This is a genomic window from Pseudozobellia sp. WGM2 (assembly GCF_017810075.1).
In the GTDB taxonomy this organism is placed as follows: Bacteria; Bacteroidota; Bacteroidia; order Flavobacteriales; family Flavobacteriaceae; genus JADNYK01.
The window spans coordinates 258,580-284,721 of sequence record NZ_JADNYK010000001.1 but is presented as its reverse complement, the minus strand read 5'-3'; the positions used below and the strand labels follow the sequence as shown (position 1 = coordinate 284,721).

Here is a 26,142-nt window from a genome sequence, read left to right as displayed (position 1 = left end):
TCGTGTTAAGAGTAATAAAAGGCAGGCAGAGCACTCTATCGATCTCTAGTTAAGTATCTCTCTATTTTTATTTCAAATTGCTATATTAGTTGGCTAAAGGGCTTTCCCCACAATACTATACAGCCCCAAACTTATGAGTAAAATTAAGCTGCTAGCTTTACTGGGTTTTCTCTGTTGTTCTACTATTGCCATTGGCCAAAGCGATTCGATTTGGACACGTGATACGTTAGAGTCGTATCTAAACAGATCAAATGCAGCATACGACTTGTATCAATATAAAGAAGCCATTGAATATGCTTCGGAACTCGTCGAAAAGGGAAAAGAATACAAACAAAGAGATTATGAATTTCTGGGCTACGACCTTTTAGGTGCCATATACGCTGAATCAGATGATAGCGTTCAAGGAAAGAAATACTCTGAAAAAGCCCTTGAGCTTGCTAGAGAAATGGGCGAGGACAGCTTGATAGCTTGGGGAGCACTTAACCTAGGCATTCTATATTCTGACAACAAGAACACCTTAGACCTGGCCATTCATTATTTTGAGGAAAGTATTGCTCTTAATGAAAAACTAAAAGATTTCGACGAGGTTTACCTGACCTATATCAACCTGATATGGACCTATCTCGACAACGACGAACCCGATAAAGCGTATAAAATTCTTAAACAGGCCGAGACTCTACCGGTTAAAGATATCGATACGCTGAACAAAGTTTATATGGATCTTCTATATGGACGATATCATCTAACCCAAAAAAATTATAGGGCCGCCGAGTTGAAGCTAAAATATATTGCCGACTTGGCCGATGCAGAAGATAACACCGATCTTGCTCTTGAAGCCTATGAAAATCTGGCTAGTCTCTATAAAGAAACCTACAACTTCAAGCAAGCTTATAAGAATCTTGACAAATATCACGATTATAAACAAAGAGCCTATACACTAAAAAAATTAGAGGAAACTGAGAAAGCAAGAGCCAAGTTCGAGTTGGAACAAGCTCACAAAGACTTAGAAGCAGCCTTAAAAGAACAGAAATATTCTGAAGAGCTTATTTCTAAATCGAGGTCACTGACGAGTATGCTTATTTTCGTTGTAGCCATTTTACTTATTTCACTCTTAGGTATTTACATATTTTACAGAACTAGAAAGAAATATATAGAAAACTTACAGACAAAGAATAAAGAACTTAATGCAGCACGAGAAAAGGCAGAAAAGCTTTCGAAGGTAAAAACCAAATTTTTATCCACTGTAAGTCACGAATTGAGAACCCCATTATATGGCGTAATTGGCATATCTACTTTATTGAAGGAGGACAAAAATTTAGAAGCGTATTCCGATGATTTGAACTCACTGAAATTTTCAGCAGATTATTTGCTTTCATTAATTAACGATGTGTTATTGCTCAGTAAAATGGATGCTGATTCCATCAGCTTATCTAGAATCCCCTATGAATTAGACATTTTATTACAAAATATAGTTCGATCTTTTGAGTCTACCCTTCAAGAAAACGGAAATCAACTGCATTTAAATATCGATAAAGAAATACCGAATCATTTGGTGGGCGATCCCATTCGATTATCTCAAGTGCTCATCAATTTAGTCGGTAATGCAATTAAGTTTACAGAAAACGGAAATATATGGCTTGAATTAAAGCTGCTTAAAAGTCGTAAGAACAATACGTTTAAAACCCGGTTCATAATAAAAGATGATGGCCCCGGCATTCCCTTAGACAAACAGAGTGCCATTTTCAATGAGTTCACCCAAATAGAAAATAACAAGCGCGGTCATAATGGAACTGGTCTTGGCCTGACCATTGTAAAGAAAATTTTAAAACTTTATAATAGTAAAATTCATTTGAGAAGTGAACTTGGCAATGGTTCTGAGTTTAGTTTCGAATTGAATCTCACAGTTTTTGATGAAAAATCAGCTTCAAAAGAAACGATTCATAAAGTTTTAAATACCAATTATAAAGAGGAGACCTTAAGTTTAAAACGAGTTCTAATTGTTGACGATAATAGAATCAATCAAAAAGTGACCCAAAAAACGCTCGAAAAGTATCGTATAAAATCTAGTCTTGCCGATGATGGTTCAGAAGCTATTTCAATGTGCAAAACAAACCATTTCGATTTGGTATTGATGGATATTAACATGCCCAAAATGAATGGAACAGAAGCTGCACGCCATATTCGAAAATTCAATAAAGATTTACCGATAATTGCTTTAACAGCGGTAGAACTTGATGAGAACAAGACTGAAATTTTAAACTCGGGAATAAATGATATTATTCACAAACCCTATAATCTTTCAAAATTTCTAGAAATTATCTTGAGTTATCTTTCCTAATTAGCAGACCAAATATATAACCGGTATGTTTACCGTTTTAGAGTTTATTTTAGTACTTAATGCCTAGAAACCAATACCACATTTACGTTATCGAGCTATCAAAGAAGGTCTATTCTGAAAATAGAAAATTCAGAGAAGCAAACCCGCAGTTTAATGGGGTGTTGGAGTGTCTTTATGTAGGCATGACAAGCAAGACGCCCAAAGAGCGGTTCGAACAGCACAAAACGGGATATAGAAACAAGAAAGGATATAATTTATCATCGAGTATAGTAAAAAAGTACGGCTCCTATCTAAGACCTAGTCTCTACAATCACATCAAACCGTTGAATACCAGAGCATCTGCCTTAAAAATGGAAGAAATCCTAGCGCTCGAACTTCGTCGCAGGCGCTATGCGGTCTGGTTCAACTAAAGAACATCTCCATTTTTCCTTCCCGTACCAAAAATCACTAACTTTAGAGAAGTACCCCTCAACAACTGCAATTTATGGAAGGACTGATAATGGATTACCCGCTCACGACCACCACTATTCTTAAATATGGAAACAATGCCTTTAAACATAAAAAAGTAATCAGCCACCTACCTGATGGCTCAAGACATGAATATACTTTTGGTGATCTCTACAAGCGCTGTAAACAACTGGCCAATGCTCTGATTAATAAACTAGGGGTTGACAAAGGTGATATTATAGGCACCTTTGCATGGAACCATTACCAGCACGTTGAACTATACTATGGCATACCAGGTATCGGCGCTATTTGTCATACCATAAACATTAGGCTTTCATTGCAACAGATTGAATTTATCATCAACCATTCTGAAGATAAGGTGATTTTTGTCGATGCCTCTCTCGTACCCTTATTGGAAAAAATTGCAGATAAGCTAGAGACAGTAGAGCATTATATCGTAATCAATGCTCCAAAGAAGTTCAGCACTTCTTTATTGAATGTTATACACTACGAAGATTTACTAGAGAACCAATTAGAAGAATATGAATGGCCGGTACTAAACGAAAACGATGCTTGTGGCATGTGCTACACTAGCGGCACAACAGGTTTACCAAAAGGAGTGCTTTACACACACCGTTCGACCTACCTGCACGCCCTTACGATTTCCACACCAAATGCGGCCAACTACAATAGTTCTGATATTGTTCTGCTCATCGTACCACAATTTCATGTTATGGCCTGGGGTTATCCGTATTTATGTTTGATTACCGGATCTGATATGGTCTTACCGTCTTCCCATTTACAGCCCGAAGCGATTATTTCTATTTTGCAGGAAGAGAAGGTTACCAAGGCCAATGGTGTACCCACAATCTGGATGGGTGTTTATGAGGAAATGAAGAAAAATCCACCCAATCCTAAATTAGCATTGCAAGAGTATTTAGTGGGCGGCTCGGCATTACCCGCGAGTCTCATTAAGAATATGGAAGATGATTTTGGTATTCGTGGTGTACAAGCGTGGGGAATGACAGAAACTTCACCGCTAGGCACCGTAAGCCGTTTACAGACTCATCATGAGCAATTAAGTGAAGAAAAAAAGATACAGATAAGAGCCAAGCAGGGCATAGAATTTCCGGGTATTGAAATGCGTATTATCGGTAACGACGGTTCTGTAGCCGAACGCGACGGTAAGACAATGGGAGAACTTCAGGTTAAAGGTGCTTGGGTCATTAAATCTTACTTTAAAACTAATAATCGGGACAATTTTACTAAGGATGGATGGTTTAGAACCGGCGATGTAAGCACAGTAGATGATTACGGGTACATGCAAATTACAGACCGAACAAAAGATTTGATAAAAAGCGGGGGTGAGTGGATATCTAGCGTAGCTCTTGAATCTGCACTGATGTCACACCCAAAAATAAAGGAAGCTGCGGTAATTGCCATTCCTGATGAGAAATGGGCCGAACGGCCCCTAGCGTTAATTGTCAAGGCCACTGCCGAAGAACTTTTATCTAACGAAGAACTGAGAGAATTTTTATCACGGGATTTTGCCAATTATCAAATACCTGACAAGTATATATTCGCCAATCAGATACCACGCACCAGCGTTGGAAAATTTGATAAAAAGGAAATCAGAAGACGTTACGCCCAAGGTAAACTATAAAAAAGGTCGTGGCACAAATTGCACCACGACCTCTTCCATTTATCAAAAGTAAGTTACTTACTCAAGTACATTTTTCTACGTCCGTAAAGGTCATAGAACTGGTCATCTTTTAAGCTATCGATAAACAAAATACTCTCACCCGTACTCTTCATCTCAGGGCCAAGATTCTTGTTCACATTCGGAAACTTGTTGAAAGAGAAAACCGGTTGTTTGATAGCAAAACCTTCTAATTGTGGATTAAAGTTAAAGTCTTTAACCTTTTTATCACCCAACATCACTTTAGTGGCATAGTTCACATAAGGTTCTTTGTATGCTTTTGCGATGAACGGTACCGTTCTAGATGCTCTCGGGTTTGCCTCAATGATGTACACTTTATCATCTTTGATTGCAAACTGAATATTGATCAAACCGACCGTGTTCAATGCTAAAGCAATTTTCTTGGTGTGGTCTTTAATCTGTTGCATCACGAACTCACCAAGGTTGAATGGTGGCAAAGTGGCATTAGAATCTCCGGAGTGAATACCACAAGGTTCGATATGCTCCATAATACCAATTATATACACATCTTCACCATCACAGATAGCATCCGCTTCGGCTTCAATGGCCCCGTCTAAATAATGATCTAAAAGCAATTTGTTATTAGGTATTTTTCGCAATAAGTCGACAACATGAGCCTCAAGTTCTTCTTTATTGATAACGATTTTCATGCCTTGACCTCCCAATACATACGACGGTCTCACCAATAACGGAAAATTAAGTTCGTTTGATAACTGCAAAGCTTCGTCGGCCGTTTCAGCCACCCCGAACTGTGGGTAAGGAATACCGTTTTCTTTCAATAGGTCTGAGAAGCTACCGCGGTCTTCAGCTAAATCAAGCGACTCGAAGCTTGTGCCAATAATTTTAATACCATATTTCGAAAGTTTTTCCGCAAGTTTTAAAGCTGTTTGCCCCCCCAACTGTACAATAACACCTTCCGGGTTTTCGTGACGAATGATATCATAGATATGCTCCCAGAATACCGGTTCAAAATAAAGTTTGTCCGCTGTATCAAAATCCGTGGAAACGGTTTCTGGGTTACAGTTGATCATAATGGTCTCATAACCGCATTCGGCAGCAGCAAGAACCCCGTGTACACAGCAATAATCGAATTCGATACCTTGACCGATACGGTTGGGCCCAGAACCTAGCACTACAATTTTCTTTTTGTCGCTGACCACACTATCGTTCTCGACATACCTCGTACCATCAGGTTTTTCAATTTCTTCTTCGAAACTAGAATAGTAATAAGGGGTCATCGCCTTAAATTCGGCCGCACAGGTATCTACTAATTTGTAAACCCTGTTAATATTCATCTCTTGAGTACGTTTTTTATGTACTTCGCTCTCGTAACAATCTAGCATGTGGGCGATTTGACGATCGGCAAAACCTTTTTGCTTGGCTTCGAGCATCAAATCTTTTGTCAATGTAGCTATAGTATATGTAGAAATCTCTTTCTCAAGCAAATGAAGTTCTTCGTACTGTTTTAAGAACCACATATCAATTTTCGTAATATCGTGTATTCTGCTCAACGGAATACCCAATTGAATGGCATCGTAAATTACAAAAACCCGATCCCAACTTGGTATGGTCAGTTTTTGAATAATTTGATCATAATCTTTATACCCTTTTCCATCGGCTCCTAAACCATTTCTCTTAATTTCGAGGGATTGGGTCGCCTTATGTAGAGCTTCCTGAAATGAACGGCCAATGCCCATCACCTCACCTACCGACTTCATCTGTAGACCTAAAGTTCGATCGGAACCTTCGAATTTATCAAAGTTCCATCGTGGAATTTTAACGATAACATAGTCTAGAGTAGGTTCGAACAAGGCCGAAGTAGACTTGGTTATTTGATTATCAAGCTCATCTAAATGGTAACCGATAGCCAATTTTGAAGCTATTTTGGCGATAGGATAACCAGTGGCTTTTGAGGCCAAAGCAGATGATCGTGATACCCTTGGGTTAATTTCAATAGCTATAATATCTTCTTTATCATCTGGGCTAACGGCAAATTGTACGTTACATCCACCTGCGAAATCTCCGATACTGCGCATCATATGAATTGCCATATCACGCATTTTCTGGTAGGTTCTATCAGAAAGAGTCATTGCCGGAGCAACGGTAATAGAGTCTCCGGTATGAATACCCATGGGGTCCATATTTTCAATGGCACAGATAATCACAACATTATCATTCTTATCACGAAGTAATTCCAGTTCATATTCTTTCCAGCCCATCAAGGCCTTATCGATCATTACTTCATGTATCGGTGAAATTTCTAAGCCTCGGCTCAGCAATTCATCAAAGTCTTCCGGTTTGTATACAATTGAAGCCCCTGCCCCACCTAGTGTATATGATGCCCTAATCACCAAAGGAAAGCCGAATTCTTGAGCGATTTCCTTCCCCTTCAAAAATGAGGTAGCTGTAGCTTGGGGCGCCATACCTATACCTATCTTCAACATCAATTCACGAAACTTCTCTCTATCTTCTGTGATGTTGATCGCATTGATATCTACTCCAATAATTTCCACCTCAAAATCTTCCCAAATACCTTTTTCATCGGCTTCAATACAAAGATTTAGAGCGGTTTGACCTCCCATGGTCGGTAGCACGGCATCAATTTGCGGATGCTCCTTTAAGATTTCTACAATCGATTTAGTGGTCAACGGTTTTAAGTAAACATGATCGGCCATAGTTGGATCGGTCATAATCGTGGCCGGATTACTATTGATCAAAATGGTCTCAATACCATCTTCTCTTAAACTTCTCAGGGCTTGGGATCCTGAATAATCAAATTCGCAGGCCTGACCTATAATTATGGGGCCTGAACCTATTATCAATATCGATTTTAAGTCTTCTCTTTTGGGCATTTTTAGTGTTCTTTTATTCTTGGGAAATGAGTGATAAGATACTGGATTATCTCTTAATAGGCCAAAAAAAAGGTGCTACTTTTAAAAAGTAACACCTATATTTTTTATAAAAAATAGAATCATTATTTCTTATGTCTCGGCTCAGAGGATACAGATAGTTTTTTTCTTCCTTTAGCTCTTCTTCGAGCTAAAACTTTTCTACCGTTTACAGAGGCCATACGCTCTCTAAAACCGTGTTTGTTTCTCCTTTTGCGCTTCGATGGCTGATATGTTCTTTTCTGTCCGGGCATTGTATTATCCTTTTCTTGATTGTAAAAAATGCGAAACCATTCGCAAAATCTGGGCGCAAATATACAAAGACTTTTTGCTTTGGCAAACACATTTAAAAAAATATTTTTCAAGAATGCCTGCCGCCCAGAAACTGGTTTTTATTACATTTGCCGAAATGTGATTTTAGTAACAAAATCGACCTATGAGACACTTTTTCAGCCTCTTATTGCTTACCCTTACCGCAACTTTTTCGTTTGGGCAAACGGTTTTGGAGTACAATTTAGAAAAAGATGCCGTATTTACGGTTAAACAAGAAGCCAAACAAATTATCATTCAAGAATTGGATGGAGCTACACATGAGCTAACCAATCTTATCGATGGGGTTCTTGAATTCAAGGTACTTGGTAAGCGTGACAGCATTTACGATATCGCTTTGACTTTTAAAGATTTGAACTTAATGATGACCTCTAGCATTCAAGGAGAGCTTATGAACGTTAAGGCCAATGAAGTAGATGAGACCGATATGCAATCCCAAATTTTCAATAGCTTATTGAACAAGCCGGTAAATATAATCTTGGCCAAGAACGGAGATATATTGGAGGTTAAAGGTGGAGACAGTTTAGTTTCTCAAATGGCCGAAGCTTCGGGTCTTGAAGATGAATTTTCTCTCAATATGATGAAAAAATCTTTAGAAAAGGAATTTGGTTCAGAAGCACTTTCAAACAGCTACAAGCAAATGACGTTTTTCTACCCGAAAAACAAAGTTAAAATCGGTGCCCATTGGAAAAACGAATATAGCGGAAAATTACAGGCGAAAAATGTTTGGACATTAGACAGCCTATCTAAGGAGAGTGCTAACATTAGTGGTGTTGCAGATGTCGTAATGGATGTCACAGAATTGGCCACTACAATGAAATTGACCGGTTCACAAAAAACAGCGATTACCACAGATATCGATACTGGGTTCATTACCAAAATGATTGTCGAAGGAATTTCAAAAGGAGCATCGACAATGGCTCAAATGGGTGATCAAGAAATACCAACTACCATTGAATCTACCATTACCTACGAATTAATTGCCCCAGAAGTACAAACTAATTAATATTTCAGAATGTTTCATAAGAATATAAAACTTGTTTTAGCAGGCCTCATTATTGCATATGCCGTATACCAATTTGTAGAAGGTAACATCGGTAACGGAATCTTTCTAATTCTTTTCTCGCTGATTTTCATTTTTCTCTATTTTAGAAATGAAATTCTATTGTTGGCATTCTTGCGTATGCGTAAACAAGATTTAGAAGGAACTCAAAAATGGCTTGATAAGATTAAAAATCCTGAAGCTGCTTTGATAACTAAGCAAGAAGGGTATTATAATTATCTGCACGGAATCATACATTCTCAAAAGAACCTGACCCAAGCAGAAAAATATTTTAGAAAAGCGCTAAAATTAGGTCTTAATATGGATTATGATGTGGCCATGGCAAAATTGAGTCTTGCCGGTATAGCCATGCAAAAAAGACGCAAACGAGAAGCTACAACGCTTCTTAAGGAAGCCAAAAAATTGGATAAGAACAATATGCTGGGCGAGCAGATTAAAATGATGCAGCAACAGATGAAAAAAATATAGCTTTACCACAGGTATAAAAAAAATCCCGAACTGTCTCAGTTCGGGATTTTTTATCTCTAACTCTTTCTGAGTTTAAGTTCAAGTTTTCTGAGTTTCTCTTTGTCTTTAATCACTTTCAACTTTTCCTTTTCAATCTTATTCTTGATTTTATCAATATCGTTAGGTGATAGTTTTCCTTTGATTTTATCGAGCTCCATATCTTCTTTAAGATCATTGACTTTGCGTTCGCGCTTGGCAATATCCTTTTTCTTATCGATAATGTCGTCTTTTAAATCTTCTCTCTTTTTAGCTGCCTTTTCCAGCTTCTTTCTAGCCTTTTCTGCCTTCTTTGCTTCCTTTTCAGCTTTTTTAGCTTCTTTCTCAGCCTTTTCAATTTCAGCTTGAAGCGTCTTAGCTTGATCTTCTGCCTGTTCAATCTGTAAAATAGAATCATTCTTCACCTCTTCTTGGGCAGATGAAAAGCTAACAACTCCGAGTAATAATGAAAAAATGGTAAGTGAACGTAAGTTCATATAATTGTGGTTTAATGTTTAATTTAGAAACGAAGGTAGATATTAAATACTATTACCATTATCCACTTTAACTATAATTTTAACGCAAACCAATGAACTGGGCATCTATTGGTTTTTATCTATTTTTGCCGAAAGTTCAAGAATGATTTCAAATGACACCATAATAGCCTTGGCCACACCTTCCGGTGCCGGTGCAATTGCCGTAATTAGAGTTTCCGGATTGGATGCTATTCCATTGGTAGCACCACTTTTTAAATCTGCTTTCGGTAAAAATTTGAACGATCAGCCCACTCACAGCATTCGGTTAGGGCACATTATTGATGGCGGAAAGATTTTAGATGAAGTATTAGTGTCCCTTTTTAAAGGTCCGAATTCATACACTGGTGAAGATGTAGTTGAAATTTCTTGTCATGGTTCCCCCTATATTCAACAGCAAATTATTCAGCTTTTTCTTAGAAATGGCTGCCGAACGGCCGAACCTGGAGAATTTACCCTTAGAGCTTTTCTGAATGGGAAGATGGACCTAAGCCAAGCGGAAGCTGTTGCCGATTTAATTTCTAGTGATAATGCCGCCTCGCACGAAATAGCGATACAGCAGATGCGCGGAGGGTTTAGCCATGAAATAAAAGAACTACGAACCGAACTCTTGAACTTTGCTTCGTTGATTGAATTGGAACTTGATTTTTCGGAAGAAGACGTTGAGTTTGCCGACCGAACTCAATTTAAAGAATTGCTAGTAAGAATCAGGGAAGTTCTGAGACGTCTTATCGATTCATTTGCCGTCGGTAATGTGATAAAAAACGGAATTCCCGTTGCCATCGTAGGTGAACCGAACGTGGGTAAATCTACTCTTCTCAATGCCTTATTGAACGAAGAGCGAGCACTGGTATCTGACATTGCAGGTACTACTCGAGATACTATTGAAGATGAGATCGCCATTGGTGGTATCGGATTTCGATTCATAGACACAGCAGGCATACGTGAAACCAAAGATGTAGTCGAAGGTATGGGCATTCAACGAACGTATGAGAAAATCGAAAAATCACAGGTTACCCTTTATTTAATAGACTCTTTGGCCGTTCTTCAATCTCAAGAACGTAGTGAGGCCTTATTGCAATCATTGAAAAAGATTAAAAATACCCACCCTCATAAACCGGTCGTTGTCATAGCAAATAAAATAGATTGTTTAGAGGTAGATCAGCAACTTACTTTAACCAATTTGCTTGAGGAAATTGAAGGTATTACCATTCAAATGCTTTCTGCCAAAACAAAAGAAGGTGTTGAAGAACTTAAGAAAGTTCTTCTCAGTTTTATGAATACGGGCGCTTTGCGCAACAATGAAACAATTGTGACCAATACCCGACACTATAGTTCTTTAGTTAGGGCACTTGAAGAAATTGAAAAAATTCAGTTGGGTATGGACGAAAACTTGTCAAGCGACTTGCTGTCAATTGATGTTCGTGAAGCGCTATACCATTTGGGAGAAATCACTGGGCAAGTGACAAATGATGAGTTATTGGGGAACATTTTTGCCAATTTTTGTATCGGAAAGTAACCACCGCAAAGTAATGAATTACAAAAAACATAAAAAACATTATTAAGCCCTATGATTAGGGCTTTTTTTACAACTCATCGTTAATATCTATTTTGTGTTGTTATGTGTTTATTAGGTACAAATTTGTACCTTTATTGTACCCCGAAGGGTTGAGGTACAAAATCAACCCTTTTTATGGTTAGATTATGGCACTTAATTACACTTAAATACATCTATTGATATTAAACAACACTAAATGAGTAGTAATATTAAGGTACAACGTATTTGTCTTTATTGCGAAGAAGAGTTTACTGCACGAACAACAAAAACCAAGTATTGTTCGCATAAATGCAATAGCAGACATTACAAAGCGAAAACAAAGAACATCAAAATCGATAACAGTAATAAGGAAACTATTAACAAAGTCCTATTTCCAATCGAACAATTGAAGGCTAAAGAGTTTTTGACGGTCAAAGATGTGGCCACTTTATTGAACAGTTCGACCCGAACAGTTTATCGTTTGATTGAACAGGGAGAAATAAAGGCGGTCAACATAGCAGAACGTAAAACACTAGTAAAACGAACTGATTTAGATAGCCTATTCACCTAACCAGTACAATTTATTTTCAATAATCATAAAAGACAATGGCAACCAAAGTAAGTTTAAGGCAAAAAACAATATCAAAAGGACGATTAAGTCTCTATCTTGATTTCTACCCTCCTATACCCCACCCTGAAACCGGTAAGCCAACCCGAAGAGAGTTTTTAGGCCTTTATATTAACGCCAAACCTAAGACGCCTATTGAAAAAAAAGATAATACAGAAACTCTAAAAATTGGACAAAGTATAAGACAGAAAAGGGAAAACTTTTTAAATAAACCCGAAATCTATAGCCAATATGAAAGAGAACAATTACGCATTAAGGAATTAGGCGAAATGTGTTTTGTTTCTTATTTCACCAAGTTAGCCAACAAGCGCAAAGGCAGTAATCGATTAAGTTGGTTTTCGGCACTTAATTACCTCAACTCCTTTACAAATGGTAGTTTAAATTTTAATGACCTCAACGAATCGCTTTTAGAAGATTTTAAAGAATATTTATTAACTACAAAAAGTAATAAGAGCGAAAAGGTCACGCTTTCACAAAATTCTGCTGTGTCGTACTTTAATAAAGTTAAAGCCACATTAAAACAAGCTTATAAAGATGGTATTTTACAAAACGACCTTAACGCTAGAATAAGACCCATAAAAGCGGAAGAAACAAGAAGAGAATACTTGACCCTAGATGAGCTAAATAAACTCGTCAGAACCCCTTGTAATGACGATTTATTGAAACGTGCAGCCCTTTTTTCCGCATTAACAGGGCTGAGGTTTTCCGATATACAAAAAATGTCATGGCGAGAACTGGAATACGTAAATGAGCAAGGATATTTTTTGAACTTCAGCCAAAAGAAAACCAAAGGTGTTGAGGTATTGCCTATTTCTGAACAGGCTTACAGCTTTACAAAAGGTAAAGAAAACCCAAAGAATATGCCACAGGATAAACCCGTATTTGAAGGCCTTAAATATTCGGCCTACCATAACAAACACTTATTTCAATGGATCGGGGCAGCCGGAATATCCAAGGATATTACCTTTCATTGTTTCAGACATACATTTGCCACTTTGCAACTGTTTAACGGCACGGACATTTATACCGTTTCTAAAATGTTAGGTCATAAAGACCTGAAAACAACACAGATTTACGCCAAAATAGTTGACGCAGCCAAACGTACAGCCGCTGACAAAATTAAACTAGATATGTAGGTTACTAAAGCATAAAAGACAGATGATAACAGAGAAGATAAAAGACATATTTGAGTTTATCAGTTTTTTAAATTCAAATACAAAAAGGTTTAAACAATATGTTGCAGTAGCTGAAGAATGCCTTGAATTAGGCAAAGAACTTTACAAATTGAATCCTGAGAATAATTTTAAAGAAAAGTTATTGTACGAAGAATTGGAGAAATTAAGAATTTCGAAAATTGACATTGTCTTCTCTAACGTAGTTAATCCAATCTCAGAAAGGGCCATTAACCTTAATATCTGTGATAAAATAAGAGATAGACTAGAATTTAATTGGGGGTTTGAAGCTATAAAGGAATTTCATGACGGTGCTAGTGAGGAAGATTTACCAATTGTCAGTGAACATCAAAAAATGTATTTAGACTTTAGGAATGATACAAACAGTTGGTTTTTATCATTTCATTTTTTCTTTGATGAATTAGATAGATATCTAAGGAAGCTGTTTGGCTTTTTTGACAAACAAGCATTTGAAAAATTTGATGCCTTAGAAAATAGCGCTTTTCCAAAAAGGAAAAAAGACAACATTCATGATAATAAACAAGAATTGAAAGACAAAATTAGTAGCTATCAATTGGTAGAACACCAATTTTTTGATTTGTCCTCTTATTTAGAAATCGGTAAACAAATAATTGAAATGAAAATGGGAGAGGGATATTTTGAAAAGCACCTTAACCATAAAAAAAGTTTAATTAATGGAAATGCATATTCTGAAGGTATAGCAATCTATAATGCAGAGTTATCTTTGATATTTTTAGCTGATACATTAATTAAATTAACTTTCGAAGATGGGTCTAGACCCCTTACCTATACTGATGAGAATACTTTGATAGACAACGATATGATAAAAGCATATTATGTACAAGGTTATATTAAAGGTGGTAAGAGTTGGGATAAGGAATATAGATTAAAAGCAAACCAACCGATAAATGATGATTACAAAAACCGCATCAATTATTTGTACTACAAACAAAGACTTACATTCGGAACAGATTTTTTCAAAATACATAGACCCTTTTTTGGTTGCAGCTTTGTGAAAGATTTTTTTCCAGTAATAACTAGTTTAAAGGGTGTTGAATGTTTTGGTTATTATTCAGCACTTACTTACCATATTGATGAATTTGTAAAGCAAACAGGCCTAACCGAATTAACCTCATCCCATAATTCATTAAACCCAATTCCACAAGAGAGACAATTACAAAACCAAGCCCTACCACTTCAGGAAACTACCAAGGAAAAGAAAACCATAAGATACACTGCTAAGCATTATGTTCTATCCTACTTAATTGAATGTAACGCTAAAGGTGAAAGTTTCCCTATTGGACAAAAAAAAGAACTGGAAAATATAGGAAACAGATTAATGGGTATAGGTAAGGGAAACCGATTTTACAAAGTATTTAATGAAGTAGTTAACAAAGACATAAACGCTGAAAACACACTTATTGAAATAGGAGGTGAAAAATGGCGTAAAATAGTAAAAGACCTTTCAAGTCAACCTGAAACAATAGAAACATACCTACAAAGCAAACAACTATGATTTAGGGCGAAAGTAGGGCGGCGCCCCGTTACGCCCCGAAAAACGCCCCGTCAATTTTGGTGCATAATTTAAAATAAAAATTATGCACAATTTAGTATTTAGCCCAATTGACCCCGAAAAACTTATAACTGATATTTCGGAGCGAGTTACTGCAAACATTCTTAAAGCAGTGCGAAACAATACCTCAACCTACGAGCAGCCCGAACAACTATTAACCATACAGGAAGCTGCACAATTTCTAAACCTTACAGTACCCACCATTTACAGCAAGGTAAGTAAAGGCGAACTACCAGTAATGAAAAGAAGCAAACGCCTGTACTTTTCCAGTATCGAACTTATTGAATACCTAAAGGAGGGCCGCAAAAAGTCAAATTCAGAAATTGAGCAGGAAGCAGAAGCGCATTTGTCTAAAAACAAAAAAGGGTTGAAGTAATGGAGAGCACTAACAACAACCCGTTTCATAAAAGACAGGGTAAAGATAAGGACTTTAAAAACCAACTAAAAACCATATTTCAATATTTACAGGAGCACGTTGCCACTGCTTCAATGGTTTCGGCTGCAACTGGAATACCTCAAAAGAACATCTGCCGTTACAAACGTGATTTAGAAAAGGCAGGGCGACTTTGGGAAATTGAAAAGAAGCATTGTAAACAAACAGGCTTCAAAGCATGGTACTTGACCACCAACCCAGAACAATCGCCCGGCAGCAATCAATTAAACCTTTTCGGAATATGAAGGCTGTAAAGATAAACCCACAGTTTGTAGACTTAAAGCATCCTCAAACCTATTTAAACCACGTTCAGGAAATTCAAAAGGAGGTTGAAGCAAAAAGGCTAAATAAGGGGCTTTTCAAAGTAAAGACAGCCAATGAATGGTTGAATGAGGCTAAAATCACACCAGTACCCGAAATGTTATTTAGCGAATTTTGGCACGAAAACGAAATATGCATTTTGTTTGCAGATAGCAATTTAGGAAAGTCAATATTAGCCGTGCAGATAGCAGACAGTATTAGTAAAGGCGAACAAATTCAAGGGTTCAAATTAGAAGCAAAAAAACAGCCAGTTTTATATTTTGATTTTGAACTTTCAGCTAAACAATTTGAAGTAAGGTATTCTGTTAAAAGTGAAACCCATAAAGTATTTGAAAATCATTACTCCTTTGATGACAATTTCAAACGTATTGAGATAAACCCCAATACTGAAATACCAAAGGAAAGTGACTTTGAAAAGTATCTTAATCAATCCATTGAGAAAAGTATAATTGAAACAGAGGCTAAGGTTTTAATAATTGATAATATTACATACCTCAAAACTGAAATGGAGCAGTCAAAAAACGCCTTGCCCTTAATTCAGCATTTAAAAGCTTTAAAAAGCAAGTATAGCCTTTCAATATTAATCCTTGCCCACACTCCGAAACGTGATTTGAGCCGCCCTATTTCGCAAAATGATTTACAAGGCAGTAAAATGTTATTCAATTTTATTGATAGTTGTTTCGCTATTGGACAAAGCACTACCGATAATAATATGCGGTACATAAAGCAGATTAAAGCACGTAATACAGCTATGATTTACGATGCTGAAAATGTGATTGTTTGCCAACTCGATAAACCCTACAACTACCTTGCATTTGAATTTTTAGATTTTGGAGCGGAAAGGGAACATCTTAAGCAGATAACTGAAAAAGACCGTAAAAGTCTTATTGGACAAGCTAAAGAGTTAAGCGAAAAAGGATATGCACAAAGGGCAATTTCAAAGCAATTAGGCATTTCACTTGGAACAGTAAATAAGTATTTGAAATTATAAAGTGTTCAAACCGTTCACGATGTTCACATCTGAACATTATGAACACCGTGAACGCAATAGCAAATAATATGAATACAAATCATCGATACATATTTGAGAAAGGCAGTAAAAAGTATCGCTGCCCGAATTGTGGTAAAAAACGCTTTGTACGGTATATTGATACGAAATCAGGCGATTACTTACCCAAACAGTTCGGACGTTGCGACCGTGAAAGCAAATGTGCTTATATTCTGAACCCATACAAAGACGGTTACGCAAAAGCAATTTGGGAGCAGGAACAGGGCAATAAAATTGACTGGCAGCCACAGCGACCAAAACGAACAAAGAAGCTCTTAAAAGAGCCCAAAAGAGCGTATATTCCCTTTGAGGTATTCAACCGCACCCGAGATGGATATGGACAGAATAACTTTATTCAAAACCTACTTAAAAGGATTACATTTCCTTTTGAAGTGCAGGACATTGAAAAGGTTATTTCCTTATATCATTTAGGTACAGTTCAAAACGGCTATCGTAAAGGGGCAAATACCTTTCCTTTTATTGATGCTCAGGGGAATGTTAGAGCCGTTCAGGTAAAGGAATTTGACGAACAGAACCACACCACAAGAACGGACTTTTTACATTCAATAATTGAAAAGTACTATAGTCGAAACAATAAGCCTTTCCCTGAGTGGTTGGTAGCCTATAATAAGAATGATAGTAAGGTTTCCTGTTTGTTTGGTGAGCATCTTTTAAACAAATACCCATACAACCCCATTGCTTTAGTAGAAGCCCCTAAAACCGCTATTTATGGTGCATTGTATTTTGGGTTCCCTGATAAACAAACCAACTTTCTTTGGTTGGCAGTTTACAATTTAAGTAGCTTAAACCTCAACAAATGTAAAGCCTTAAAAGGCAGGAACGTTTATTTATTTCCAGACCTATCAAAAGACGGCAAAGCCTTTGAGCTATGGAGCACTAAAGCAACAAAAATACAAAAGCGTTTAGGGAGTACATATTTCCATGTTTCAGATTTACTTGAACAGTTAGCACCACAGCAGGACAAAGAGCAGGGTAAAGACATTGCGGACTACCTGATTGAGATGGACTGGAATTTATTTAGAATAGGTCTAAATAATAATTTAATACTTTCTAAATTTAAACATAACCCCAAGGTTACCCCAATGGATTAATGGATTTTTAAAAATTACACGGTAAGATTGATGAGGCCAGGTTTAAATTCAAAGTGCAGTAAATAACTCAGCCTATAACAAATCATGAACAACATGATAAAATAATGTTCCTTAATAATTTAGGTTATAAAATTTTAATTATGCCAAAACCAAGTACGTGTACAACACTTTATGATGACACATTGCAGATGAATATTTCAAAGCTTAAAGAATGGGGATACCTTGAACCCGACAAGATTAAAAGAGGTACTATCACTTGGACTACAAAAAGGTGGGGAGGTTTTAAGGAGGATGTTGGGAGTATATCAATAATAGTGAATACCAGAAATGAATGGCCATACATCGAACTGAATTACAAATATGCCAATAAGCCCCGTAACTACCGGATAGAATTAGTTACACTTCCTTCTAACATAGGGAATGGCAAAATATGGTACTTTCTTTGCCCAAATACCAATAAGCGTTGTCGTAAACTCTATTCGATAGGAGGTTACTTTTTACACCGTGAAGCATTTAAAGGCTGCATGTATGACAGTCAAACCAAAAGCAAGAAATGGCGCAACATGGAAAAGGTTTATGGGGCTTATTTTGATAGTGAGAAGTGTTATGAGCAACTTTATAAAAAGCATTTCAAAAAATTCTATAGCGGAAAACCTACTAAACGCTATTTAAAGCTTAAAGGGGTAATTGAGCGAGCCGAAAGAATACCAATAGATGATATTCATAGGTTGATGATTGAAGGGCCTTAATTTCCAATTATTATTGATTAATCAATATTATTTCAAATTAATATTTACCAATCATCAAAACCCTTGGCAACTGTATTAGAAAGAACCTTAAACAAATTGTTGTAGTAAGTTTCTATTTGAGACTTTAAAATGGTTTTGTCAAATTTTATTCTTACCCGCGCGGACTGGCCCAAATATCAGTAGTTGCTATAGCTCTAATCATAATACCCTTGTAAAACGTAATCGATGGAAGAGGAGGAGCCGCTCAAAGAGAAATTATATTCAGTCAGACCACAACTCGAAACAAATCTGATATACACTTTATTCTTTGTTTTTAGAAGCTCGAAAAAATTTTCCTTCGATAGATTTTCAAAGTATGGGAAATGAATTGCATCCTTGTTAACATTTGCATGTGGGTTATCACAGTTTATAATCCCTTCATCGTCATTAAATTTTATTCTAATTGTATTTCTTGAACATCCCGAATAGCCAATTTCCGAAAGTTCAATTTGGGGGGGTGAATCTTCAAATCTAATAATTGAAAGTTTTGGCTTGTTGAAAGGGAAATCACCACCATTTCCAATCACATACGCAAAGCGATACTTTCCATCAAAGACATTTTCCTCTTGTCCTGTATTCCACTGAGAAAATGCAATAAATGGATAAAAAAGAAATAAATATAGAAGCGCTCTCATTTTAACCTATAAAAGCAAGGAAAAAACAAAAAAAACTTAGAAGAATTCCTATTGCGATAATCCAAACTATGGTGGATGTATTAGACCTTGTCCTTTCAGTCCTATTTTGAATGCTCCAGAGTGCATGAAGCATTTCCAATTGTATTTCACGGTCAGACATATCCTCTCTTTCCTCAATGAATTTATGAAGGCTCTTATTTTTCATTTTAACATAGATTTGTATACCAAGGGTAGGCAAATCATTTATCTAACTTGTTAATTTATAGATAAGAGGAGTAAATTTAACGTTCAAATGCCGACCTATTTAAGATTGTATAGCATGCTTGGAAATATATTTATAATATGACGTATGCGTTTCATGGTCTGAAATAATAAATCACTTTAAAATTGAAAATACCTCAATATGGTCAAACTCCCCTACCCAAATGACCAGCTATAAAGACTAAAACCTGAAATTTGATTCTATAAATCACAACTCATATCCGATAATCGCATTGCAAAGCAAGTAGGGTTAAACCTATATTTCGCCTTTTTTATTTCTTAACTCTCGTCAGCAACTTTTCCAAATCAACTACGGATAATATTCTATAAACTTCATCCCTATACTCGACAAACCCATTCAAAATTGCACCTCCTTTACTGGGCTTGAACAATTCCCTAATATCAATGTCCAATACTTTGGCAATCCTAATTAGTAATTCAGGTTTAGGAAAACTATTGCCATTAACGATATTGGATATACTTACTGGGGTTACTCCTGTTGCTTCAGCTAAATCCTTTCCTGATATGCCTTTATCAGCTAAGACTTCCTTTAATCTTAAAAGTTCCATTTAAATAATTTATTCCAAAAATATAAAATTAAAGAAAAACTATAATTTAAATGTTAAAATTAAAGTACAAGTATAATTTAATTAAAGTAACAGTTATATTTACAATACATTATTAACGTAAAACTTTAATATAAACTTAAATTTTAATAAAATGGTAATGACATTTGATAGTGCAAAGAAAAGATTAGAAGGCAAAGACAGTTATTATACTTCTCAAGTGCTGTTCTTAAATACAGAACATCTGCCATACACGATAGACCAAACCAAAATCGGTTGGGGTGTTGAGGTATTAAATCAAATTAACATGATTTCCATGGCAAATAAACTATTTAGAGAAGTAGATTCTAAAAGAATTATAGATTCATCTATTCTTCATGAAGTACTGGATTCAATAACTAACGAAGAACCTTTTGATGATGGTCAGTTGACGAGATATTATGAGCTTTCAAGAGATTTAGAAAAGTTTTTCAAAATAATAGAAAAATGGCATGATACTGATGTTTACTATTTTCCATTTGAACTTGATTTTTTTCTTTTTGGGTTGCCTCTAAATATCATTGATAATGAAGGAAATGATTTTAATAAATTATGTGATGATTATAGTTCAATTAATTGTGACGTTCGACATGGAGACTTGAAGGTAACTGACTTTATTATAAAGGCAAAAAAGCTAATTATCGGTACTATCCATTAACAAATATTATCTGGTTTGATTAGGACTTACTCGAAAATCCTCGAATCAATCTTTCTAACTATACGAAATCATGGAGGGCTATCACCCTCCATTTTTTTAACCCCTTCGTTAACGGAGATGAAAAGCACTGAATTCTGGACTGAAGTATTCATGCCGAAATATTGGAAATGACTTTGTAAAATTTTCCTAATCAGAATTTATTTTGGGATTTGGAAATACTAAAAATATAACGATTATTTCAATTTCTAGGAGTGCGGTTCATTGTATTAGTATTAATTTTGACTTAAAAATTACGACGTTATCTTTAGTTGATTACGAATATCTTATATTCAATTTATTAATTTCAGAGTAGTACGAACAGATGCGTTCCAAAAATGAGTAACGATACCATTTTCTTAAAGAAAATTAACAAAGAAAATTCTAAATTGGATTCGGGTTATGTTAATGTTCGAAAGATACCAAATTTAAAAGAATGCAACTATTATGTTCTACCCATACCTTTAGATGGTGAAGCCCCTAAACAATACATAAAAGCCTATTTTTATTATAAAAATTGTCCGAGAAAACAAAATCCTTCATCTTGGCATGGATTTTTCGCTAAATATGGAGGTAAGTCTTATCCCCATGAGTCCGTTTTAGAATACACGATAAATAAAATTGGGGAGTACTTAGGATTGGAAATGAATAAAACGAGGTTAGCTATAATTAATGGTCAAATAAGATTTCTAAGTCAGGATTTTATAAAAAAGAATAAAAAGCTAATTCACGGTATTGAAGTTATTACAGAATATTTTGAAGATGAGGAATTCGTTCAAAAGTTAAATCAAGATCGAAGCGAAAGAAGAAAATATTTGACATTTGAAATAGTCGAAACTGCCATACAAAAAGTATATCCTAGAAGTGCTGATATAATTTTAAAGTCGTTAGTAAAATTAATAACTTATGATGCGATTGTGGGCAATAATGATAGGCATTTTTATAATTGGGGTCTTATAGGAGATGTATTAAAAATAAATAAAAATCCTCCCAAATTTTCACCTATCTATGATACTGCAAGAGCTCTTTTATGGAATAAAACAGATGATAAGGTCAAGTTAATGTATTCTCATTACTTAACTGGTTCAAATGAAATCGATTTATTTATTAATAAATCAACACCACGTTTTAGTTATGAATCAAAACCAAATTCAAATCATTTTGAGTTTATAAAATTTTTAGTAAATTATAAGAAAAGTTATCGACTAATCGTTGAGGAGTTAATATGTGTTGAGAAAGAGAATACAGTACTCAAAAAATTAAAAGAAAATGAATTTGATTTCTTTATTAAGGAGCGTGCGTTATTAATGGAGATTATATTAAAAAAGAGAATGTCTAAATTAAGAGGTCTATTATGAGTTTTTGGAAAAACATATTCAATAAGGGTGATAGTGATGAAGGATTCTCTAATGAAAGGGAAGGTGTCACTATTTTTGTTATTAAACTTGAACATATTGAGGTTGGATATTTAAAATCAGAAAACAATAAGTGGTATTTTAATTACTCTGATGAATTTAAGACACAAGATAAATACCATAGAATTGTGGGTTTTTCTAATCTAGATAAGACTTACGAAAGTGAAGAATTATGGCCATTTTTCAAGGTTAGAATTCCAGGTTTAAAACAACCGTTGATTCAGGAAATAATCAAAAAAGAGAGTATCGATAAGACAAATGAAGTTGATTTATTGAAAAGGTTTGGGCGAAATAACATTTCAAATCCTTACAAATTGGAAGCGGTCTAAAAAATAGCTCTATTGTAAATTTAAGCCATGGATATAATTCCATGGTTTTTTTTAGCACATTTGTACCTTATTTGTACCCAATAAATATAAGTATCTGATTATCAATATTAGTTACTTTTTGTATCGCAAATAGCCTTGCTTTTGGTTAACGTTTTTCTTCTTTTGTTTGATATTTTGTGTTTGTTTGGTGGATAAAATAATCTTTAATCAATACGTAAATATGCACCCTTTATCGAACTTTACCCTAAACTATCATTCTAAATAGTTAATTTCTCTAGTTAAGACCGGCATCTAACATGCGAGGAGGTCATATTTAAAATCCGCTTTTTATGAACAGTCCATAGTGCACTATAAGGCACTATTTTGCATTTTCAAACTAACATCTTACGTAAATTCACCAATTAGTGCGTTAAAACGCACTTTTTGTTTGTTTATTGATATAAAGACCTATTTTTACAGTCAAAAGAGCCATATAATGCACTTTAAAAGCCTAATACAGAGTATAAAAGAACGGAGAGAAATGCTTCAGGTTACCCAAGAAATGTTAGCAGACCTTTCTGGTGTTGGCCTGCGTACCCTTAAACAGTTTGAAAGTGGTAGAGGCAATCCTACTGCAGAAACCTTAAATAAACTAGGGAGTGCCTTGGGTATGGAGCTTACTTTTAAAATTATAAAAACAGAAACTAGCGAATGAGACAGGCCGAAGTTTTTTATAAAAAAGCGGCTGCAGGTTTGTTAACGCAACTAGGTGATGGCAGCTTTATCTTCCGTTACCATGACCAATGGTTTGAATCGAAGAACACCCCAGCAATTAGTCTTACACTGCCTAAAGGTAAACAAGAATATCATTCAGAATATCTATTCCCTTTTTTTTACAACATGCTACCTGAGGGTTCGAACAAACAAAATATTTGTTTTGAGTTACGCATAGATCCGAAAGACAATTTTGGTCTATTACTGACTACAGCAAAATATGATACCATTGGGGCTATTCAGGTTAAAGAAATAAAAACACAATGAGTTCGATAAACATAAATAACTGTCCAGGTACTTTAAAGGAAGGGCTCAACACCTACAGTAAGACAGCGTTAAATCGTTTATTCAACGGCAGAAAGGTAAGTCCTACTCTACCCTATGAATCGCTGGTTACCAATGCCATTACTGAAGAGCTCTTCAAGGAGAATAAAAGGCGATTATCTATTTCAGGAGTGCAAGAGAAATTCTCCGTACTCCTAGAAAAAAACAAACTACGTTTAATAAAAGAAGGAGAACAAGGGCAGTATATTCTAAAACCTATCCCCAATGTAGGAACCCGAACAGAGCAAATGCCTGCCAACGAACATTTGAGTATGCAGATAGCACGTCAAGTATTCGGAATCGAAACTGCAGAGAACGGACTGGTATTCTTTAAAAATGGGGACCCTGCCTACATTACCAAGCGTTTTGATGTTGCCGCTGATGGCACTAAATGGGCTGTAGAGGATTTTGCATCGCTAGCTGGCAGAACACCGCAAACCCACGGAACGGATTTTAAATATGCAGGTAGCTATCTAGAGCTATTTGAACTGTTAAAAAAATATGTGCCGGCCTATCAAGTAGAAGCCATCAAATTATTTAAATTACTTCTCTTCAACTATTTAATATCTAACGGGGATGCTCATTTCAAAAATTTCTCTTTAATAGAAACTGCTTTAGGAGATTTTAAATTGAGTCCGGCATACGACCTATTGAATAGTAGAATTCATATTGAAGATAGAGACTTTGCCTTAGCGGATGGACTCTTACCACCGTACAAGGCCACAGGAAAAGTTACGGAGCAGTTTTTCAAACTGGCAGAACTAGCAGGTATTTCTGAAAAGCAATATGACAAGGTATTTAAAAGTTTAACGACAAATCAGGACAAAGTATTAGCATTAATCGAACTTTCATACCTTGATGAAAAGACAAAACGGAATTATGCACAGGCTTATCAAACTAGGCTAAAAAAACTCTTACGACCTTAAAGATTGTGGCTTGCTGTTTAAAATATTTATCATTGCATAGCATTCTAATATTTCCAGAAGCAACGATTCTGTTCAAATGTTTAACAACAGCCTCTTTCCTATTTACCTCACCCATAAAATCTACATAGGTGAACACATATTACTTTGGGAGTCTTATCCTTATCCTCAATGTATTTAGGTATTCACATTGAAATGTGTTTCAATATAATATGTTCAAAATGTCCAGTTTATTATCTAATAAACTGGACATTTTCATAAAGTATAACAAATTTATTTTGCGCCTAATTAGTGTAGAATTCTACTTGTAAGACAAGCTATCTGTCATACAAATCCATGTTTCTACGAAAGTTGAAAAACCTATGGGTTTTGTCACCTCCTCAAAACTGCACATATAAGCATAAACCACAAAAAGGTGCTCCATGCTCTTATCATACCAACGCTCGATTTATCCCACAAGATAAAAAGCCACTTAGAATTTGAAAAGTATAGATTGAGAATTTCTAAATTGTGTAAAACGCTTGTTTTTCATCAAAATCAGATGAATTTCATACCTTTAAAGTGTCAAAGTTTTGCGCGGGAATATTTTCGAATATTTGCAGGAAAACACTAAAAATAAGTACACCTCGGGTACACCTTTCCCTTCTAAAGCCCGATGTTACAAGGGTTCGAAAGATACTGTATCGGTAAGTAATTTTATATTTCCATTGTTAGATGATTAAGTCCAATAATTGTTTAGCCTTACCCTTTTAGGACATCAATAAGTCAAAACCTAAGTACGAGCATAGCATTGTAAATAAAAACTACAGCACTACATTTCTCAAAACACCAATCCCCTCAATCTCTAATTCAACAACATCTCCCGGTTCCAATGGTCTGTGAACCGAAAAATTATTTTCAATAAGGCTTCCCCAACCTACAGTACCACTGCCTAATATGTCACCAGGCATAAGATTTACATTGTTTTCAGAAGCACGCTCTATCATTTGTGGAAAAGTCCAATGCACGGTTTTATAATTACCCTCACACATAGTTTCTCCATTAATGCGCGCAGTCATTTTTAAGTCAAATCGCCCATTTGTGGTTAAGGGCATTGCTAAATGTTCTGGATGGGTATCCCTGGAAATGGTGCAACGATATTTTTCGAACTCGTCTTTGGTTACAATACAAGGACCAATTGCATTGGCAAAATCCTTTCCTTTATGCGGTCCTAAGGGCACGGTCATCTCTTGTCTTTGTATTGCCCTCGCGGTCCAATCATTAAATACGGTATAACCAAAAATATGGTCATCTGCATTTTCGGCTTTAATATCCGCGCCTTTTTTACCCATGACGACGGCCATTTCTAGTTCAATGTCAAATTTGGTTTCTTTCTCAGGCCTCTTTATCTCATCTTCTGGACCATAAATGGCTTGGTGATTGGTGAAATAGAAAATAGGAATATTATACCATTCTGGACTAACGGTATGTCCGAAAGAATTGGATGCATTCAACATATGCTGTTCAAAGGCAACATAATCCCTAAAGCTTCTCGGGTTGGGTAGTGGCGCTAATAATTTTATTTCCTCTAAATTATAGTGTGGGTCAATTTCCTCTAGATTATTATTCTTTATAATTTTAAAGTACGTTTCGTGGTCATCTATAAATGACAACATATCATTAGGCAAACGGTTATTTGCTTTCTGCATATGTACCACGCCTTCTGCTTTTAACCATCCGGTATGGCGGGAACCTTCTTTATCTTGAAATGTTACAAGTTTCATGAATG

At 35.7% G+C, this 26,142-nt stretch carries 26 protein-coding genes; 20 read left to right on the top strand and 6 right to left on the bottom strand.

Annotated elements, in window-relative coordinates; translation table 11 throughout:
- Positions 1–133 precede the first annotated feature (133 nt).
- The 3 genes from IV512_RS01120 to IV512_RS01110 all read left to right on the top strand — a co-directional run bounded on the left by IV512_RS01120 (position 134) and on the right by IV512_RS01110 (position 4,448).
- Positions 134–2,338 carry a response regulator gene (locus IV512_RS01120; RefSeq protein WP_209399842.1) on the top strand — a complete coding sequence of 735 codons (2,205 nt, stop codon included), beginning with the start codon at positions 134–136 and terminating at the stop codon, positions 2,336–2,338.
- Positions 2,339–2,397: 59 nt separating this feature from the next.
- Positions 2,398–2,748: a ribose-5-phosphate isomerase gene (locus IV512_RS01115; protein WP_209399840.1), complete on the top strand. Its 351-nt coding sequence runs from the start codon at positions 2,398–2,400 to the stop codon at positions 2,746–2,748.
- Between the two features lie 74 nt (positions 2,749–2,822).
- The gene (locus tag IV512_RS01110; protein ID WP_209399838.1) at positions 2,823–4,448 is read left to right on the top strand and encodes a long-chain fatty acid--CoA ligase; all 1,626 of its coding nucleotides are present in this window, start codon (positions 2,823–2,825) and stop codon (positions 4,446–4,448) included.
- 53 nt (positions 4,449–4,501) lie between these two features.
- Here IV512_RS01110 and carB read toward each other — a convergent pair whose 3' ends face one another.
- On the bottom strand, positions 4,502–7,357 hold the full coding sequence (gene carB / locus IV512_RS01105; protein WP_209399835.1) for a carbamoyl-phosphate synthase large subunit: 2,856 nt from the start codon (positions 7,355–7,357) through the stop codon (positions 4,502–4,504).
- A gap of 122 nt (positions 7,358–7,479) precedes the next feature.
- Entirely contained in the window at positions 7,480–7,647 is a 168-nt protein-coding gene (gene rpmH, locus IV512_RS01100) for a 50S ribosomal protein L34 (RefSeq protein ID WP_072991142.1), read from the bottom strand.
- 182 nt (positions 7,648–7,829) lie between these two features.
- On the opposite strand from rpmH, the gene IV512_RS01095 reads away from it, so the two are divergent.
- A complete protein-coding gene (locus tag IV512_RS01095; protein WP_209399833.1) occupies positions 7,830–8,729 on the top strand; it encodes a DUF6263 family protein in 900 nt (299 codons plus the stop codon).
- A gap of 9 nt (positions 8,730–8,738) precedes the next feature.
- Positions 8,739–9,254: a hypothetical protein gene (locus IV512_RS01090; RefSeq protein ID WP_100868900.1), complete on the top strand. Its 516-nt coding sequence runs from the start codon at positions 8,739–8,741 to the stop codon at positions 9,252–9,254.
- Between the two features lie 56 nt (positions 9,255–9,310).
- Here IV512_RS01090 and IV512_RS01085 read toward each other — a convergent pair whose 3' ends face one another.
- Positions 9,311–9,766, bottom strand: a complete 456-nt coding sequence (locus IV512_RS01085; protein ID WP_209399831.1) for a hypothetical protein — start codon at positions 9,764–9,766, stop codon at positions 9,311–9,313.
- A 142-nt stretch (positions 9,767–9,908) separates the two neighbouring features.
- On the opposite strand from IV512_RS01085, the gene mnmE reads away from it, so the two are divergent.
- The 9 genes from mnmE (at position 9,909) to IV512_RS01040 (ending at position 18,396) form a co-directional block, all read left to right on the top strand.
- Positions 9,909–11,321 (top strand): tRNA uridine-5-carboxymethylaminomethyl(34) synthesis GTPase MnmE, encoded by a 1,413-nt coding sequence (gene mnmE / locus IV512_RS01080; protein ID WP_209399829.1) that lies wholly within the window; start codon positions 9,909–9,911, stop codon positions 11,319–11,321.
- A 235-nt stretch (positions 11,322–11,556) separates the two neighbouring features.
- Positions 11,557–11,910, top strand: coding sequence for a helix-turn-helix domain-containing protein (locus IV512_RS01075; protein ID WP_209399827.1), 354 nt, complete (start codon positions 11,557–11,559; stop codon positions 11,908–11,910).
- A 35-nt stretch (positions 11,911–11,945) separates the two neighbouring features.
- Positions 11,946–13,103, top strand: coding sequence for a site-specific integrase (locus IV512_RS01070; protein ID WP_209399826.1), 1,158 nt, complete (start codon positions 11,946–11,948; stop codon positions 13,101–13,103).
- Positions 13,104–13,125: 22 nt separating this feature from the next.
- Complete coding sequence (locus IV512_RS01065) at positions 13,126–14,676, top strand: hypothetical protein (RefSeq protein ID WP_209399824.1); 1,551 nt, start codon at positions 13,126–13,128, stop codon at positions 14,674–14,676.
- Positions 14,677–14,758: 82 nt separating this feature from the next.
- Positions 14,759–15,109: a helix-turn-helix domain-containing protein gene (locus IV512_RS01060; RefSeq protein ID WP_209399823.1), complete on the top strand. Its 351-nt coding sequence runs from the start codon at positions 14,759–14,761 to the stop codon at positions 15,107–15,109.
- Positions 15,109–15,411 carry a hypothetical protein gene (locus IV512_RS01055; RefSeq protein WP_209399822.1) on the top strand — a complete coding sequence of 101 codons (303 nt, stop codon included), beginning with the start codon at positions 15,109–15,111 and terminating at the stop codon, positions 15,409–15,411. The genes IV512_RS01060 and IV512_RS01055 overlap by 1 nt, the downstream gene beginning before the upstream one ends.
- Positions 15,408–16,478 carry an AAA family ATPase gene (locus tag IV512_RS01050; RefSeq protein WP_209399820.1) on the top strand — a complete coding sequence of 357 codons (1,071 nt, stop codon included), beginning with the start codon at positions 15,408–15,410 and terminating at the stop codon, positions 16,476–16,478. The genes IV512_RS01055 and IV512_RS01050 overlap by 4 nt, the downstream gene beginning before the upstream one ends.
- A gap of 68 nt (positions 16,479–16,546) precedes the next feature.
- Positions 16,547–17,647: a DUF6371 domain-containing protein gene (locus IV512_RS01045; protein WP_209399818.1), complete on the top strand. Its 1,101-nt coding sequence runs from the start codon at positions 16,547–16,549 to the stop codon at positions 17,645–17,647.
- A 140-nt stretch (positions 17,648–17,787) separates the two neighbouring features.
- Positions 17,788–18,396, top strand: coding sequence for a hypothetical protein (locus tag IV512_RS01040; RefSeq protein WP_209399816.1), 609 nt, complete (start codon positions 17,788–17,790; stop codon positions 18,394–18,396).
- A gap of 194 nt (positions 18,397–18,590) precedes the next feature.
- Here the strand turns inward: IV512_RS01040 and IV512_RS01035 are convergent, their stop codons facing one another.
- Entirely contained in the window at positions 18,591–19,070 is a 480-nt protein-coding gene (locus IV512_RS01035; protein WP_209399814.1) for a hypothetical protein, read from the bottom strand.
- Positions 19,071–19,603: 533 nt separating this feature from the next.
- A complete protein-coding gene (locus IV512_RS01030) occupies positions 19,604–19,900 on the bottom strand; it encodes a helix-turn-helix domain-containing protein (protein ID WP_209399812.1) in 297 nt (98 codons plus the stop codon).
- A 157-nt stretch (positions 19,901–20,057) separates the two neighbouring features.
- Here IV512_RS01030 and IV512_RS01025 point away from each other — a divergent pair, with 157 nt between their 5' ends.
- From IV512_RS01025 to IV512_RS01000, 6 genes are all read left to right on the top strand, one after another.
- On the top strand, positions 20,058–20,594 hold the full coding sequence (locus IV512_RS01025; protein ID WP_209399810.1) for a hypothetical protein: 537 nt from the start codon (positions 20,058–20,060) through the stop codon (positions 20,592–20,594).
- A gap of 374 nt (positions 20,595–20,968) precedes the next feature.
- Positions 20,969–21,988, top strand: coding sequence for a HipA domain-containing protein (locus IV512_RS01020; RefSeq protein ID WP_209399808.1), 1,020 nt, complete (start codon positions 20,969–20,971; stop codon positions 21,986–21,988).
- Positions 21,985–22,374 carry a HipA N-terminal domain-containing protein gene (locus tag IV512_RS01015; protein ID WP_209399806.1) on the top strand — a complete coding sequence of 130 codons (390 nt, stop codon included), beginning with the start codon at positions 21,985–21,987 and terminating at the stop codon, positions 22,372–22,374. Before IV512_RS01020 ends, IV512_RS01015 begins: the two co-directional genes overlap by 4 nt.
- Positions 22,375–22,849: 475 nt before the next feature.
- The gene (locus tag IV512_RS01010) at positions 22,850–23,068 is read left to right on the top strand and encodes a helix-turn-helix domain-containing protein (RefSeq protein ID WP_100872163.1); all 219 of its coding nucleotides are present in this window, start codon (positions 22,850–22,852) and stop codon (positions 23,066–23,068) included.
- Complete coding sequence (locus tag IV512_RS01005; RefSeq protein ID WP_209399804.1) at positions 23,065–23,394, top strand: HipA N-terminal domain-containing protein; 330 nt, start codon at positions 23,065–23,067, stop codon at positions 23,392–23,394. Before IV512_RS01010 ends, IV512_RS01005 begins: the two co-directional genes overlap by 4 nt.
- On the top strand, positions 23,391–24,377 hold the full coding sequence (locus IV512_RS01000) for a type II toxin-antitoxin system HipA family toxin (RefSeq protein WP_209399802.1): 987 nt from the start codon (positions 23,391–23,393) through the stop codon (positions 24,375–24,377). Before IV512_RS01005 ends, IV512_RS01000 begins: the two co-directional genes overlap by 4 nt.
- An 800-nt stretch (positions 24,378–25,177) precedes the next feature.
- On the opposite strand, the gene IV512_RS00995 is transcribed toward IV512_RS01000, so the two are convergent.
- Positions 25,178–26,137, bottom strand: a complete 960-nt coding sequence (locus IV512_RS00995; protein WP_209399800.1) for a fumarylacetoacetate hydrolase family protein — start codon at positions 26,135–26,137, stop codon at positions 25,178–25,180.
- Positions 26,138–26,142 lie beyond the last annotated feature (5 nt).

Excerpts from the sequence above, each read along its gene's own strand:
- IV512_RS01025 (WP_209399810.1), top strand. The coding sequence starts at position 20,058 with ATGACATTTGATAGTGCAAAGAAAAGATTAGAAGGCAAAGACAGTTAT.
- IV512_RS01120 (WP_209399842.1), top strand. The coding sequence starts at position 134 with ATGAGTAAAATTAAGCTGCTAGCTTTACTGGGTTTTCTCTGTTGTTCT.
- IV512_RS01065 (WP_209399824.1), top strand. The coding sequence starts at position 13,126 with ATGATAACAGAGAAGATAAAAGACATATTTGAGTTTATCAGTTTTTTA.
- IV512_RS01030 (WP_209399812.1), bottom strand. The coding sequence starts at position 19,900 with ATGGAACTTTTAAGATTAAAGGAAGTCTTAGCTGATAAAGGCATATCA.
- IV512_RS01070 (WP_209399826.1), top strand. The coding sequence starts at position 11,946 with ATGGCAACCAAAGTAAGTTTAAGGCAAAAAACAATATCAAAAGGACGA.
- IV512_RS01035 (WP_209399814.1), bottom strand. The coding sequence starts at position 19,070 with ATGAGAGCGCTTCTATATTTATTTCTTTTTTATCCATTTATTGCATTT.
- mnmE (WP_209399829.1), top strand. The coding sequence starts at position 9,909 with ATGATTTCAAATGACACCATAATAGCCTTGGCCACACCTTCCGGTGCC.
- IV512_RS01055 (WP_209399822.1), top strand. The coding sequence starts at position 15,109 with ATGGAGAGCACTAACAACAACCCGTTTCATAAAAGACAGGGTAAAGAT.
- IV512_RS01050 (WP_209399820.1), top strand. The coding sequence starts at position 15,408 with ATGAAGGCTGTAAAGATAAACCCACAGTTTGTAGACTTAAAGCATCCT.
- IV512_RS00995 (WP_209399800.1), bottom strand. The coding sequence starts at position 26,137 with ATGAAACTTGTAACATTTCAAGATAAAGAAGGTTCCCGCCATACCGGA.
- IV512_RS01015 (WP_209399806.1), top strand. The coding sequence starts at position 21,985 with ATGAGTTTTTGGAAAAACATATTCAATAAGGGTGATAGTGATGAAGGA.
- IV512_RS01040 (WP_209399816.1), top strand. The coding sequence starts at position 17,788 with ATGCCAAAACCAAGTACGTGTACAACACTTTATGATGACACATTGCAG.
- IV512_RS01010 (WP_100872163.1), top strand. The coding sequence starts at position 22,850 with ATGCACTTTAAAAGCCTAATACAGAGTATAAAAGAACGGAGAGAAATG.
- IV512_RS01075 (WP_209399827.1), top strand. The coding sequence starts at position 11,557 with ATGAGTAGTAATATTAAGGTACAACGTATTTGTCTTTATTGCGAAGAA.
- IV512_RS01110 (WP_209399838.1), top strand. The coding sequence starts at position 2,823 with ATGGAAGGACTGATAATGGATTACCCGCTCACGACCACCACTATTCTT.
- IV512_RS01115 (WP_209399840.1), top strand. The coding sequence starts at position 2,398 with ATGCCTAGAAACCAATACCACATTTACGTTATCGAGCTATCAAAGAAG.
- IV512_RS01000 (WP_209399802.1), top strand. The coding sequence starts at position 23,391 with ATGAGTTCGATAAACATAAATAACTGTCCAGGTACTTTAAAGGAAGGG.
- IV512_RS01020 (WP_209399808.1), top strand. The coding sequence starts at position 20,969 with ATGAGTAACGATACCATTTTCTTAAAGAAAATTAACAAAGAAAATTCT.
- IV512_RS01045 (WP_209399818.1), top strand. The coding sequence starts at position 16,547 with ATGAATACAAATCATCGATACATATTTGAGAAAGGCAGTAAAAAGTAT.
- IV512_RS01095 (WP_209399833.1), top strand. The coding sequence starts at position 7,830 with ATGAGACACTTTTTCAGCCTCTTATTGCTTACCCTTACCGCAACTTTT.
- rpmH (WP_072991142.1), bottom strand. The coding sequence starts at position 7,647 with ATGCCCGGACAGAAAAGAACATATCAGCCATCGAAGCGCAAAAGGAGA.
- IV512_RS01060 (WP_209399823.1), top strand. The coding sequence starts at position 14,759 with ATGCACAATTTAGTATTTAGCCCAATTGACCCCGAAAAACTTATAACT.
- IV512_RS01005 (WP_209399804.1), top strand. The coding sequence starts at position 23,065 with ATGAGACAGGCCGAAGTTTTTTATAAAAAAGCGGCTGCAGGTTTGTTA.
- IV512_RS01090 (WP_100868900.1), top strand. The coding sequence starts at position 8,739 with ATGTTTCATAAGAATATAAAACTTGTTTTAGCAGGCCTCATTATTGCA.
- IV512_RS01085 (WP_209399831.1), bottom strand. The coding sequence starts at position 9,766 with ATGAACTTACGTTCACTTACCATTTTTTCATTATTACTCGGAGTTGTT.
- carB (WP_209399835.1), bottom strand. The coding sequence starts at position 7,357 with ATGCCCAAAAGAGAAGACTTAAAATCGATATTGATAATAGGTTCAGGC.